Source organism: Colwellia sp. RE-S-Sl-9 (assembly GCF_048296855.1).
In the GTDB taxonomy this organism is placed as follows: domain Bacteria; phylum Pseudomonadota; class Gammaproteobacteria; order Enterobacterales; family Alteromonadaceae; genus Pseudocolwellia.
This window is the reverse complement of the sequence record NZ_CP182631.1, coordinates 1,291,646-1,306,863: the sequence shown is the minus strand read 5'-3', so window position 1 is coordinate 1,306,863 and position 15,218 is coordinate 1,291,646. Positions and strand designations below refer to the sequence as shown.

Here is a 15,218-nt window from a genome sequence, read left to right as displayed (position 1 = left end):
TTCATGTTTGAATTAAATGCTTATTAACTTTAGTCAGGTTCATACCTGGATGTAGACCTTAGATTTTGTTTGGAACGTAAAATCTGTGCTTAAATTGTTTTTAGTTCCTACTGAAACCTGCATTTTGAATGGTAACGGGTATAAATACCTTGCAACAATGAACAATAAGTATTTAAGCGGATCTGTAAGAGAGCTTTTATTCGCTATTTCTACTACCTTATCGCCTAGTAGATTAGATTAACGACGAAACATATACTTTGCCTTGTATAAAAGGTTAATAAATTACTTAAAAAACAATCAGTAAAGAGCAACAGACCTTAACTTAACTTAAAGCCATTAATTTTATTAGTGGCTTTTTTATTTACATAGAATTAACCCCTCTGAAAAATAGAATACTTTTCTTGAGTAACTTTGCTTATCCCGAGTTGAGGTTATTTATTAACTAAGACAATAGGTTAGTTATATTTTTGTTAGTTTAGAACAGCTTACCTATTTAACATACCTGTATAAAGCTAGATCCCTCTGTAAAAATATTGTATTGTATGTAAAAAATAAAATTGATATATAAAATATGTTTAACATTTCAAATAATCGTATATTTACACTTTCTGTTATTACTTTAGCGTTAGGTATATCTGCCTGTACATCTCAAACAGTAGATGAAAAAAATGAGGGTAAGGTTGTGAATGAAACCGAACCTTACTACCAAGAAACATGGGAGTCATTAGGTAGGCATGACGAAAAACCTGATTGGTTTCAAGATGCAAAATTAGGTATTTATGCGCATTGGGGACCTGTTTCAACCGCGAATATAAATATGAAAAGAGGTGTCGGTTGGTATGGTCTGAATTTATACATGGATGAAGTGTACGACTGGCATACAGGTGAAAAGCGTTTAAAAAATGGCAAGCCTATTGTCGGTGATGTATATCAACATCACTACAAAGCGCATGGTGATCCATCGGTTGTTGGTTATAAAGATATTATCCCTAATTTTAAGCCCACTGCTTTTGATCCTGAAGAGTGGGCTGACTTATTTGCTCAATCAGGTGCTAAGTTTGCTGGGCCAGTTGCTATGCATCATGATAATTTTGCAATGTGGGACAGTGATGTAACACGTTGGAATGTGAAAAAATTTACGGGTGTTGATGTTACGGGCGAGCTTAAAAAGTCGATTGAAAAACGTGATATGAAGTTTTTAACTTCGTTCCATCACGCTTTTACTTGGGTTTACTACGCTAATGCATACAAGTTTGATGCAACGGAAGAAACCTCAGATTTATACACTGATCGTCATAGTGTTACTGACTTTAAACCTACTAAACGTTTTCATGATGAATGGTACGCAAAGCTAAAAGAAGTGGTTGATAAATATGAGCCAGAAGTTGTTTGGTTTGATTGGTGGGTAGAAGAGTTAGATGAAGAATATCGTAAAAAGTTCTTAGCTTATTATTTTAATAAAGGTAAAGAATGGGGTAAAGAAGTTGTTGTCAGTTATAAAAACACATCATTTCCAGCAAATACTGGTGTGCATGATTATGAACGTGGCAGACCTAATAAAATTAAAGATGATTTCTGGATGACAGATACATCGCCAGGTGCTTGGTTCTATCGACATAATGCTAAATTTGTTTCTCCAAACGAAATTATTGATATTTTAATTGATATTGTTTCTAAAAATGGCTTGATGTTACTTAATGTTCCGCCAAATCCTGATGGTTCAATTCCTCAAGAGATGAAAAACATGCTTCTTAAAATGGGGGCTTGGCTAAAAGTGAATGGGGAAGGTATTTATGGTACGCGTCCTTGGAAATCTTTTGGTGAAGGTCCTACAAGAATTCGCGGTGGAGGGCATAAAGTAGAAAAACAGAAAATTGTCTACCAGCAGCAAGATATTCGTTTTACAAAAAAAGGCGATAAAACGCTTTATATGTACGTAATGGATACTCCAACTCAAGATATTCATGTTAAAACTTTAGGTAGCGACTTAACGTTATTAGAAGGGAAAATAGCGAATATAAAAATGTTAGGTAGTAACGAAACTGTACAATGGGAGATAACTCCTCAGGCATTAATTATTAAGTTACCTAATCATATTCCTACTGAGTTTGCCACAGGCTTTAAAATCGATTTACAGCTTGAAAATGAAATAGGTATCGGTGGCGAAGACGATCCTACATAACCTTTAGGTGAACTTGGCAGCAGCAGGTTATTTATAGCACTACTTGATACTTTATTATTTTGTGTCAGTAGTGCTTTTTTATTTTCAAGTCGTGTATTTATATTTAAGAATAAACATTAGTGGTATATGTGATTTACCTATAAATGTGTTATATTGTATTTGAATTTATTGGTTTTGTTGAAAGGAAAAAGAATGAAATTGTTGTGCGATAAAACATTACATGAACTGGAAAGTAGGGGCGTTGATGTACCTAAATATAGAAATGAGCACCATAAACCTGAAATAGGTATCGTACACATAGGTCCAGGAGCATTTTTTAGAGGGCATCAAGCTTGGTATACTCATCAGGCACTACAATCACAAGGTGGTGATTGGGCTATAAGTGCAGTATCTATGCGCTCTAGTGGCGTAAGTGATGCTTTAACACCACAAAATGGTTTATATAGTTTAGCGCAATTAGACAGCGAAAATTCATACCAAGTGATTGGTTCTATTACTGAAGTATTGATTGCAACTCAACAATACCAAGCGGTTATTGAGCGTTTATCAGCTACAAACACTAAGTTTGTTACCTTAACTATTACTGAAAAAGGTTACTGCCTAAATAACGAAGGTCAGTTAGATCTAACTCACAGCGAAATTATTCAAGATTTAGCTACAGCAAATGGCTCAAATAGCGTGCAAGCTATAACCGCTGTTGGCATGTTAGTTAATGCGTTAGCTATTAGAAAAGCACAGGGGATAGCTCCATTTTGTATTGTTAGTTGTGACAATATTACTGATAACGGTAAAAAATTACGTGCTGCAGTTATTCAGTTTGCGCAAGCATTTGATAACGATTTAGCTGATTGGCTATCAAAACACCTTATTTGTCCTTGTACTATGGTAGACAGTATTACTCCTGCTACTGATGAAAGTTTACGTAAATTAATTGAACAAGAGTTTTCAATCAAAGACAATTGGCCTATTAAACGAGAATCTTTTTTACAATGGATTATTGAAGACTGCTTACCTGAAGATAGACCTGCATGGGAAGCCGCAGGCGCAGTGTTAACTTCAGATGTTGAAGGCTTTGAAAATGCCAAATTACGTTTACTTAATTGCCCGCATTCAACTTTAGCTTACATTGGTGTACTTCTTGGTTGCGAAACAGTTTTTGATGCAATGCAAAACCCTGAACTAGTAACTTTTATTGAAAAAATGATAGATGAAGAAATTATTCCATCGTTTATTTCACCTAAAGAACTTGATGCTAAAGCTTATAGCAATGAAATTTTTGAACGTTTTAGAAATCCAGCCATAAGGCACTTACTAGCTCAAATTGCTTGGGATGGTTCACAAAAACTTCCAATGAGAATACTTCCTATCATTGAACAAAACCTTCATGATAAGCGAAGTATAGAGTCGTTAAGTGGAGCTATTGTTGCTTGGTTTTTATTTTTGCGAAAACGTTGTATCGAAAAAGAAGAGTTAGTGGATCCTTTAGCCGATAACTTACTGAAAAAAGTTTCGCTATGTAATGATGATATTGAACACGATATTCAAATATTATGTTCAATCGAACAAGTATTTAAAGTTGAGTTAGCTAATAATCAACAATTTATTCAAAGTTTACAAAATAGTTATCAAAAAATGTTACCACTTCTTTATGCTGAGGCTTCCTCTAAAATAGATTTTGTTTGAGCTAATAAGATTTAAATCTAAGATAATACTATATGATGGTAGCGCTATACCTAAAATAATAGATATAATTGAAGGTTAGTAATAACTAGCCTTTTTTATTGTATTTTATATGGAGAATGACCGTGTCGTCTATGTTAATCATTGGTGAGTGTATGCTCGAATTACGAACCGATAATAATAACTGTTTAGTAAAGTCTTTTGCTGGCGATACCTATAATACAGCTGTATACGCTAAACGTTATTTTCCTGAAGCTACTATTCAATATTTATCGTCAGTAGGTAAAGATGGTTTTAGCGAAGAAATGCTCAATGTATGGAAATCGGAAGGTATAGATTCTGATTTTGTAAAAACATCGCAAGATAAACCTATTGGTATTTATTCAATAACTACAGATGATGAAGGTGAACGAAGCTTTTCTTATTGGCGTGACGGCTCTGCTGCAACACAGTTAATGCAATTAGTGGATGTTAAACAATTATCAGAAAGTGCTTTTGATTTTGTTTACCTTAGTGGCATAACATTAGCTATTTTTAGTGACGAAGATAAGCAAAAATTAATGTCGTTAATCGATTTGTTAAAAAGTAAAGGGGCAAAAATTGTTTTTGATCCTAATTACCGTCCTAGAATGTGGAACAGTAAAGAACACGCAATCCATTGGTTAGAAGAAATATACAGCCGAAGTGATCTTGTATTACCTGGTTTAGAAGATCATAGCGATTTATTAAATCAAAATGATCGAGAGTCTGTTATTTCTTACATGAAAAAATTCAATGTAAATGAACAGGTTATAAAATGTGGGAAAGACGGTGTTTATGCATACGATGAAGAAAATAAAGAGTATCATCTACCTTTTACTCCTGCAGCAAAACAGATTGATTCAACAGCTGCTGGTGATTCGTTTGCTGGAACCTATTTAGCGGCTCGTCTAAAAGGTGAAGGTATACAAGAAGCACTAGTAAGCGCAGCTCGCGTCGCTTCTATTGTTGTTCAACACCACGGTGCAATTGTTGATAAAAAACATTTTTAAATAAGTGTTTATGGACTAAATATTAAAAATATACTGGAGATTTTTTCATGAAAATATTAGTAACAGGTGGAGCTGGTTATATTGGCTCTCACACATGTATTGAATTACTAGCAGCGAACCACGAAGTTGTTATTGTTGATAATTTAAGTAACAGCAGTGAAGAATCACTACGTCGTGTTGAAAAGATAGCAGGTAAAAAAGTTACTTTTATTAATGCTGATATACGTGATGAAGCAGCATTAGATGCTGCTTTTTCTCAACACACTATTGATGCTGTTATTCATTTCGCTGGTTTAAAAGCTGTAGGTGAGTCAACACAAGTTCCTCTTAAGTATTATGATAATAATGTAAACGGTTCTCGTGTATTAATGCAGGTAATGGAAAAACATAACGTAAATACGTTAGTGTTTAGTTCTTCTGCTACCGTATATGGTGATCCTGCTACGGTTCCAATTACTGAAGACTTCCCATTAAGTACAACAAACCCTTATGGTCAAACTAAATTAGTTGTTGAACAAATGTGTCGTGAAACGGTTAATGCTAACAGCAACTTATCGGTTGTGTTATTACGTTACTTTAATCCTGTTGGCGCTCATATTTCAGGTACTATTGGTGAAGATCCAAAAGGTATTCCAAACAATCTAATGCCATTTATTACTCAAGTTGCTGTAGGTAAACGTGAGTTTTTATCTGTTTTTGGTAATGATTACGACACGGTTGATGGTACAGGTGTACGTGACTACATTCATGTAGTTGATTTAGCTAAAGGTCATGTACGAGCTATTGAAACATTACATGGTAATGCGGGTTGCCATACTTTTAACTTAGGCACAGGCCAAGGTTATTCGGTATTAGAAATGGTAAAAGCCTTTTCTAAAGCTTGTGGTAAAGATGTTCCTTACCAAATTGTTGAGCGTCGTCCCGGTGATATTGGGCAATGTTATGCAAACCCTGCTCATGCTGCCTCAGTACTAAACTGGAAAGCCGAAAAGTCTTTAGAAGATATGGTTAATGACTCATGGCGCTGGCAATCAAATAATCCGAACGGTTATAACGCGTAATCGATATTCTATACAAAGCCAATGACTGAAGGTTGTTGGCTTTTTTCTTTTTCAAGTATTACCTGAAAATAAAATATGTAAGCGAATGTTAAAACGCTTGTTTTAATTAAGTTATTTACTTTATATTACAAGTTCCTAATATTTAACTTTTTCAGGCATTATTTTGACTAAAGCTGATTCTAATAAGTATAAAAAGAAAAGTTATTCATCCTTCACTAGAATAATCTTTCCCATAATAGTTTTAACTCAATCATGTTCGAATATTTCTGCTATTACGGATGAGAGCAAAAATATTGTTGTTCCTGAGCAATGGCAAACAGAAGCCTCAACTAATATCATTTCATCTGAAAGTCATGACACTTTTGATCCATGGGTAAAAGATTTTAAAGATGAACCTCTTATTGCAGCAATAAAAGTTGCATTAGCTAATAATCATGATCTTCAATCGCAAGCGATTAATGTGAGTTTGGCAAAGGAACGTTTGGCTGTATCTAATGCGAGTGATTTTCCTGAACTATCACTCTCAACAAATAATACAAGAAGCAAAACATTAAGCGAAAATACTGAAACCTATCAAACCTCCGCAAATATAAAACTTAATTTAAGTTATGAAGTGGATATTTGGGGGCAGTTATCAGATAAACAACAACAGCAGCAACTTGCTTATGCATCTGCAAATTCTTTATATCAACACCAAAAATTGACTTTAGTCACTAATGTCATAAAAGGTTGGTATAACTTAATAGAAGCGCAAAAGTTATTAAATTTATATCAAGAAAGAGCAGATAATCTTGTTAAAAATTTAAATATGATTGAGTCATCATATAAATTAGGTTTGAATAATGCTTTAGATGTTTATCTAACGAAAAATAACGTGAATAGCGAGTTAGCACGTGTAGCTCAACAAAAACAAACCGTAAAAGAATCAGCACGATCTTTAGAATTACTGTTAGGTGATTATCCAAAAGGGACTATTCACGCTGACAGTGTTTTTCCTAAAATCAATACTGAACTTCATATTGAAAAGCCCGCCTTATTATTAACACGAAGAAATGACATTGCCTCAAGTTGGTTTGGGCTTTTATCTTTAGATGCGGCTCTTGCTGTTGCTCATAAACAAAGATTTCCAAGGCTTGCGTTGACTGGAACTTATGGGGATTCAGGCAGAGAGTTAACGGATTTATTTAGTGGCAATCCTTTAACGTGGTCGTTAATTGGTAATTTAACTGCACCGATATTTAACGGCGGAACTTTAGCCTCTTTAGAAGAGCAAGCAAGGCTAGAAGTTGTTAAAAAAGAACAAGAGTATCTTGCTCAAGTCTCTAGTGCATTTGCACAAGTTGAAAATTTAATGAGTAAACGAAAATCTTTGATTGAACGTTTACTTTATTCAAAAGAGGCGCAAGTGAATGCGATTGAAGCACAAACATTATCTTTTAACCAATATATGAGAGGCTTAGTTACATATACAACTGTATTAGAATCTGAAAGACGCGCCTTTGATGCCCAAACAACACTTATTCAACTTACTAATCAATTATTACAAAATAGAGCTGATAGTTATTTAGCTTTGGGTGGCGGGTTAAAATCAAATTTATTAGATGATGAAAGTCATCCTTCAAATATTCAGGAACAATAACGTGAAAACTATAAAAAAAATACTCCCTATACTTGTTTTAGCTGCATTTGGTATAACAGCGTATGTTGTTGTTTCTAATCCACCTACTCTTAAAAAATTTAAACAAGAAGATGTTGCTAAACTTAATATTGAAGCTGTTAAAGTAAAGTTAGAAGATTTAAAAATTAATGTTGAAAGTTATGGAACGGTAAAACCCCGAACACAAAGTGTTTTATATTCACAAGTGTCAGGACAAATCATTGAAATCAATCCTAAGTTTAGAGAGGGTGGTTTTTTTGAGAAAGGGGAAACTCTGATTGAACTAGACAAGCGAGACTTGTTAACCAGTATACAAATAGCGAAATCAGCATTATTTAATGCACAACAAGCTTTACAAGAAGAAGAAGCGCGTTCTGAACAAGCTAAACAAGATTGGATAAGGTTAGGAAATCAAGACCAAGCGCCAGATTTAGTATTAAGAAAACCTCAGTTAATGGCTGCTCAAGCGAATGTGTTCTCATCAGAAGCATCTTTATCGCAAGCTAAATTAGCGTTAGAGCGAAGCGATATCAAAGCACCTTATACCGGACGTATATTAAAAAAAGAAGTTGATATAGGTCAGGTTATTTCATCAAATACCAAGTTAGCTGAAATTTATGCTGTAGATTACGTTGAAATTAGATTACCGATAAAAAATAAAGACTTACCTTATGTTGTGTTACCTGAGCCTAATCGATTTACATCTACGGTTAATTCTGAAAAGGAGTTACCTAAAGTTGAGTTTTATTCCGATCTTATAGGTGAACAATCTTGGCAAGGAGAGATTGTGAGAACAGAGGGTGCATTAGACACTAATTCTCAGCAATTATTTGTAGTTGCGCAAATTAATGACCCATATGGTAAAGAAAATAGTGATATTAACCCAATAAAAATAGGTCAGTATGTTACAGCGAATATTTCAGGCAAAGTTATTGAAAACGCAATAGTTATACCTAATAAAACTATATATCAAGGTAGTTATGTTTATATTGTTGAAAACGACTTATTAAAAAGGGTAACTATAGATATTGCTTGGCAAAATAAGAATGTGGCAGTTATTAAATCAGGACTTTCTGAAAATGATTTACTGGTTTTAACGCCATTAGGACAAGTTTCTTCAGGAATGCGAGTAGCCGTAACATCAATTGATGGTATTCCTGCTGTTACTCCAAATAAAAGGAAAAATGCTCAAGCTATGAGAGGAAAAGGTGACGGTAAGTTAAGAAAAGAGTTAACACCTGAGCAAAGAAAACTCATGAAAGCGAAAAGAGAAAGTCAACAAACTAATGTTAATGGAGTAGAGCGATGATTGCTTGGTTTGCAAAAAATCATGTAGCGGCTAACTTATTAATGATCACCATTTTGTTGATGGGAGTGTTTTCATTAAAAAGTAATATCCCGCTTGAAGTATTTCCTTCAATTGCTTCTGAAATTGTAGAGGTAAAAGTTCAATTAAGAGGCTCCACACCTGAAGATGCAGAACTTGGATTAGCGATAAAAGTTGAAGAGGCTGTTCAAGATCTTGAAGGTATAGAAAAGTTGATCAGTACTTCAGTTGAAGGTTCCGCAAGTATCACTATTGAAGCTGAACCTGGCTATGATGTCAGAGAATTACTTGCAGACGTAAAAAACAGAGTGGATGCAATTAATACGTTTCCTGCCGGTATCGAAAATCCAATCACTTCAGTTAGACAAAACAAACGTGATGTTATTTCAGTAACTATTTCATCTGATTATAGCGAACGTGAAATTAGAGAATTTGCTGAAAAAGTAAGAGATGATTTATTAAACTTACCAGAGGTTACTCAACTTTCGCTGAATGCCGTACGTGATTACGAAATTATTATTGAAGTCAAACAAGATACATTAAAACAATATAATTTATCTATTTCTGACATCGTTAATGCCGTTAGAGTTAGTTCTCAAGATGTTTCTGGCGGAAATGTAAAAACAGAAGGCGGAGATGTATTAATACGTAGTAAAGGGCAAGCATATAGTCGAGAACAATATGAAAATATTGTTATTAAAACGAATCCTGATGGCTCTTTACTGCGTTTAATTGATATTGCAAAAGTAGATGACGGTTTTGGTGAAAGACCACTACGAGCTCGATTTAATGGCCAGCAGGGCGCACTGATTGATATTTACAGAATTGGGAATCAAAATGCGATTGATGTTGCCGAAGCGGTAAGAGAATATATCGACGATAGACAAGATACTTTACCAGAAGGTTTTAAACTTAATTATTGGGATGACGATTCTGAAGTTGTTAAAGGTCGATTAAATACTTTAATTACAAACGCTATTCAGGGCGGCATTCTTATCCTTGTGTTATTAACATTGTTTTTAAGACCTTCTATAGCATTCTGGGTATTTATTGGTATCCCTATTAGTTTTATGGGGGCTTTTGTTTTTATGCCGTTTCTTGGTGTAACCATTAATATAATGAGTCTATTTGGTTTTATTCTTGTACTGGGGATAGTGGTAGATGATGCTATTGTCACGGGAGAGAATATTTACCGACACACACATACATCTAAATCAAGCTTAGAAGCTGCAATTATTGGTACGAAAGAAGTTGCTGGTCCAGTTACTTTTGGTGTACTTACCACTGTTGCTGCATTTTTGCCTTTAGCTTTTATTGAAGGTCGACGTGGTGCTATATTCTTCCAAATCCCAGCGATTGTTATTCCTGTTTTATTATTTTCATTAATTGAGTCTAAGTTTGTTTTACCGTCACATCTAAAACATTTGAAACTACGTAGTGAAAAAACAAAGCAATCTAAATTCTCTATGTGGCAAGAGCGATTTGCTGATGGTTTTGAAAACGCAATTTTAAAATACTATCAACCACTACTTAAAAAAGCGGTAATGAATAAATTAACTACATTATCGTTATTTGTAGGTGTGTTTATATTGATCGGCGCATTTATTATGAGTGGCTGGACAAAATTTGTATTTTTCCCACGTATTCCAAGTGAAACAGCTCGAGCTGATTTAACAATGCCTGTGGGTACTAGTTTTGATGTAGTTGACGGTTACGTACAAAAAATGTCGAACGCAGCTAAAACACTTCAAGATAAATACCGGGATGAAGAAGGTAATAGTATTATTTTAAATACTCTAGCTATTACTAATAATGAAACAGGTCGTGTGCGTTTTGAAATTTTACCTGCAGATCAAAATACAACAGGAATAGGTTCTAGGCAATTAGTGAATGAGTGGCGTGATTTGATCGGGGAACTTCCTGGCGCTGAAGAGCTAACTTATAGAGCTGAGATTGGGCGGTCGGGTGCACCGATTGATTTTCAATTGATGGGCAATAATTTTGAAGAGCTAAAAGAAATAGCCAATAAAATTAAAGAAAAATTGGCAACATACCCTTCAGTTTTTGAAATTACAGATAGTTTATCTACGGGTAAAGAAGAGCTTCAAATTGTGTTAAATGCGCAAGGTTATGCTATGGGATTATCTGCTTCTAATGTTACTCAACAAGTAAGGAGTGCTTTCTTTGGTTCTGAAATACAGCGTATTCAGCGTGGTCGAGACGATGTACGTGTAAGTGTTATGTTTCCACGAGAAGAAAGAGAATCTATTAGTAGTTTAAGCGATATGCTCATTGAAACGCCACAAGGTGGCCAAGTACCTTTATCACATATCGCTAGCTTGGTTCCAGGGAAAAGCCCTGCAGCTATTAAACGTATTGATCGTTTCCGTAGTGTAAATGTTACTGCCGATGTAGATAAAAAAGTCACCAACATGACAGTATTAAGTGCAGATCTACAACCTTATGTGGATAATCTAGTTGCTTCATATCCCGGTGTTAAGTTGGTAATTGAAGGTGAAGCAAAAGAACAGGCTGACTCTTTTAGTAGTTTAGGACTAGGCCTTATTCTTGTGTTCTTTATTATTTATTGTTTACTTGCAATACCTTTTAGATCTTATATTCAACCAATTATTGTTATGTCAATTATTCCATTTGGTATCATTGGTGCAATCGTTGGGCATTGGTTTATGAGAATGGATCTTACTATTTTTAGTATATTAGGCATGATGGCATTAATTGGCGTTGTGGTTAACGATAGTTTAGTGTTAGTTGACTTTATAAATAAAAAACGTCAACAAGGTGCTGATCTTATGGATGCAGTATTAACCGCAGGGCAAACTAGATTTAGACCGGTATTATTAACGTCACTAACCACATTTTTTGGTTTAATGCCTCTACTATTTGAAAAATCAACTCAAGCACAATTCTTGATCCCAATGGCAATATCCTTAAGTTTTGGTATTATATTTGCGACTTTTATTACCTTAATTTTAGTACCTGTTAATTATTTATTAGTTGAATCCATTGTGCAGCGGGTTACGGGAAGTAAGAAAAGTTTATTGAACAAATCATTACCACAATAAATCATAATATTGATAGGAATTATAATGTCCGAAGAAACCATATTTTCTAAAATAGTTAGACAAGAAATACCAACGCCTTTGTTATATCAAGACGATCTTGTTACCGCTTTTAGAGATATTTCACCGCAAGCTAAAAGTCATATACTTATTATTCCTAATAAGTTAATTCCTACGGTGAACGATGTCACTGAAGATGATGAACTTGCTCTTGGGCGAATGTTCAGTGTTGCTAGAAAGTTGGCAAAGGAAGAAGGGATTGATGAAGACGGATACCGTTTAATTATGAATTGTAATAAACATGGTGGCCAAGAGGTTTATCATATTCATATGCACTTAGTTGGCGGCGAACCCTTAGGTAAAATGCTTTCTATTTAATCGTTTATTCTCCTATCTAATAGCATTTTATTATGAGATACATAATAAAATGCTATATAACTCCTCGTTTACCTTCTTCTTCACTGTACATTCGTTTAAATATTGTTAAAATTCACGCCAAACCAAGGGGTGCGAATACAATTTAACTAACGTTAACGTATTTGCTGAGATGTGTAATGCACAAACCCTCGAACCTGAACTGGATAATGCCAGCGTAGGAATGGGAATTTTACACCGCCATTAAATGCGCTGGTTCCATATTTTATATTTATATGAGAACCAAATGACAAACCAACTATCTACAATCGCTTTAGCGATATCTTCTGTTTTATTTTCTCAAACGAGTTTTGCCGAAGAAGCAAACACGACTTCTATAGAAGTGATTACCGTAAAAGGTGATTTCAGAGAAACTAGTCTTCAAAAAATCCCTAACGCGATTAGCATACTATCTGAAGAAGATATAAAGCGCCGTAATGCTCAAAATTTAGAAGAAGTTTTAGCATTAACACCTAACGTTAATTTTTCAAGTGGCTCACAACGAGCACGCTATTATCAAATACGTGGTATTGGTGAACGTAGTCAATTCAGCGAACCCATCAATCCTTCTGTTGGTGTAATTATTGATAATGTTGAATTTACCGGTATAGGTAGTGTTTCTTCTCTTTTTGATGTTGCACAAACCGAAGTTTTTCGTGGCCCACAAGGCACACGCTTTGGTGCTAATGCATTAGCGGGTATTATTAATATTGAAACTAATGCACCGAGTGATTCATTTGAAGGTGCTGTTAAAGTGACCTTGGGAAATTATGGTAGTAAAGGTGCTGGCATTGTTCTTTCTGGGCCTGCTAGCGATAAAGTTAAATACCGTTTAGCGGCTGAACAATATAACAGTGATGGTTTTATTGATAACATTTATTTGAATCGTGACGACGTAAATAACCGTGATGAATTAAGCCTTCGTGGTAAATTAGCTATTGAAGCCTCTAAAGACTTATCGATTGATTTAACTGTTATGCATTTTGATTTTGATAATGGTTACGATGCTTTTTCACTAGACAACAACCGCACAACTTACTCAGACCAGCCTGGTTTTGATACACAAGAAACAACGGCTATTGCTTCTACATTCAATTATAAAGGCTTGGATAGTGCTGATGTAGTGCTTATAGCGAGTTACGCAAATAGCGATCTTGGTTACGGCTATGATGAAGATTGGGCGTATGGTGAATATGAATACAATGCAGATGATTGGGATAATGGTCTTTATTTCCCTGATCCATGTATTACACCTACAGGTTGTTTAGCTGAAGTTGATGGTTATTCATCGACAGATTATTACTTTAGAGAAAAAGAAACACAAACGTTAGAGTTACGTGCTACTTCTAAAGAAGGTGATGAAATATTTGATGGTTCAACCTCTTGGGTTACTGGTGTTTACTATAAACAAGAAACATCAGATTTAACGCGTATTTATACATACGACAGCGACTTCTCGTCAACTTTTGATACAGAAACACTGGCAGCATATGCAGAGTTAGCCACCGTATTAACAGAAAATGTTACTTTAACAACAGGCTTACGTGTTGAAAATCGTGAAGCAGATTATGAAAATTCAACAAACTTCTCTGCTAAACCATCAGACACTATGATAGGTGGTAAAATTGTTCTGTCATATCAAACGCAAGATAGTTTAATTTATGCATCTATCAATCGTGGTTATAAAGCTGGAGGGGTAAATACCGACGGAACCCTCGAAGATAATCAGCGTGAATTTGATCCTGAATTTGTGATGAACTACGAACTTGGTTTTAAAGCCACCTACCTTGATGGCGACGCTTATTTAAGAGCTGCCGCTTTTTATATGGACCGCAAAGACGTTCAGGTGAAAATTTCATATCAAGTAGAACAAGCAGGCGAATTTATTGAATTTCTTTCTAATGCCTCGCAAGGTAAAAATTTAGGTATAGAAATAGAGTCAGGTTGGCAAGCAACAGATACATTAGATATATATGGTTCATTAGGTTTACTTGATACTGAATATGAAGACTTTTCATATCAAACTGAAGATGGAATAAAATCGTTATCAGGTCGTGAGCAAGCGCACGCGCCGTCATATCAATTTAACATCGGCGCTAATTACGCGATAACAGAAAATTTATTATTAAATGTATCGATAGAGGGTAAAGATTCTTTTTACTTCTCAGATAGTCATGATAAAGAATCAAATGCTTATGAATTGTTAAATGCATCAATCACTTATTCTCAAGACGAATGGAATGTAAGTGTATGGGCACGAAATATAACAGATGAAGAATACCAAGTGCGTGGTTTTGAATTTCCGAATGATCCACGCGATGGTTATACAACATCTGGCTACACTCAGTTAGGTGAACCTGCCGTTTTTGGTGTTACATTTAATTATGATTTTTAATTTAATAAACATATACTTAAAGAGTATTTAGTTGAAAAACAGAAGTATTAGAGCGAGCTATAAACGGTATATTATTACTGATAGCTCGCTTAATAAAAAATGAATAAGAGATAAATAAAATGGAAATATCAATAGAAATAAGTTTATACCCATTAGCAGAAGAAAACTTTAAGAAAGAAATATGGGACTTTATTAAAAAACTTCGTGAGGTTGATGGTTTAAACGTTGTTACTAATGGTATGAGCACGCAAGTGTTTGGAGATTACGATTTAGCCGTACATCATGTTATGTCTGAAATTAAAAAAGTTCACCATAGTGTTGATGCCGCCGTATTTGTTTGTAAGTTTATTGGCGGAAATAGATCAGAAGTGGAAGCTGAATTGTAATGATC

Annotated in this window: 10 protein-coding genes and 1 riboswitch; all 10 genes read left to right on the top strand. The window is 34.7% G+C overall.

Annotated elements, in window-relative coordinates:
* Positions 1 to 571 precede the first annotated feature (571 nt).
* Positions 572 to 2,182: an alpha-L-fucosidase gene (locus tag ACM9HF_RS05670; RefSeq protein ID WP_473615429.1), complete on the top strand. Its 1,611-nt coding sequence runs from the start codon at positions 572 to 574 to the stop codon at positions 2,180 to 2,182.
* 192 nt (positions 2,183 to 2,374) lie between these two features.
* Positions 2,375 to 3,865 (top strand): mannitol dehydrogenase family protein, encoded by a 1,491-nt coding sequence (locus ACM9HF_RS05665; RefSeq protein ID WP_473615426.1) that lies wholly within the window; start codon positions 2,375 to 2,377, stop codon positions 3,863 to 3,865.
* 131 nt (positions 3,866 to 3,996) lie between these two features.
* Positions 3,997 to 4,893, top strand: coding sequence for a sugar kinase (locus ACM9HF_RS05660; protein ID WP_473618260.1), 897 nt, complete (start codon positions 3,997 to 3,999; stop codon positions 4,891 to 4,893).
* 47 nt (positions 4,894 to 4,940) lie between these two features.
* Positions 4,941 to 5,954, top strand: a complete 1,014-nt coding sequence (gene galE / locus ACM9HF_RS05655; RefSeq protein ID WP_473615423.1) for a UDP-glucose 4-epimerase GalE — start codon at positions 4,941 to 4,943, stop codon at positions 5,952 to 5,954.
* A 163-nt stretch (positions 5,955 to 6,117) separates the two neighbouring features.
* Positions 6,118 to 7,593, top strand: coding sequence for an efflux transporter outer membrane subunit (locus ACM9HF_RS05650; RefSeq protein WP_473615420.1), 1,476 nt, complete (start codon positions 6,118 to 6,120; stop codon positions 7,591 to 7,593).
* Position 7,594: 1 nt separating this feature from the next.
* Positions 7,595 to 8,920, top strand: coding sequence for an efflux RND transporter periplasmic adaptor subunit (locus ACM9HF_RS05645; protein WP_473615416.1), 1,326 nt, complete (start codon positions 7,595 to 7,597; stop codon positions 8,918 to 8,920).
* Positions 8,917 to 12,021 (top strand): efflux RND transporter permease subunit, encoded by a 3,105-nt coding sequence (locus tag ACM9HF_RS05640; protein ID WP_473615413.1) that lies wholly within the window; start codon positions 8,917 to 8,919, stop codon positions 12,019 to 12,021. The genes ACM9HF_RS05645 and ACM9HF_RS05640 overlap by 4 nt, the downstream gene beginning before the upstream one ends.
* A gap of 24 nt (positions 12,022 to 12,045) precedes the next feature.
* On the top strand, positions 12,046 to 12,396 hold the full coding sequence (locus tag ACM9HF_RS05635; protein ID WP_473615409.1) for an HIT domain-containing protein: 351 nt from the start codon (positions 12,046 to 12,048) through the stop codon (positions 12,394 to 12,396).
* Positions 12,397 to 12,511: 115 nt separating this feature from the next.
* Positions 12,512 to 12,634: riboswitch (TPP riboswitch) on the top strand.
* Positions 12,635 to 12,679: 45 nt separating this feature from the next.
* The gene (locus ACM9HF_RS05630) at positions 12,680 to 14,827 is read left to right on the top strand and encodes a TonB-dependent receptor (RefSeq protein ID WP_473615406.1); all 2,148 of its coding nucleotides are present in this window, start codon (positions 12,680 to 12,682) and stop codon (positions 14,825 to 14,827) included.
* A 119-nt stretch (positions 14,828 to 14,946) separates the two neighbouring features.
* Entirely contained in the window at positions 14,947 to 15,213 is a 267-nt protein-coding gene (locus ACM9HF_RS05625; RefSeq protein WP_473615404.1) for a YkoF family thiamine/hydroxymethylpyrimidine-binding protein, read from the top strand.
* The last annotated feature ends 5 nt before the right edge of the window (positions 15,214 to 15,218 follow it).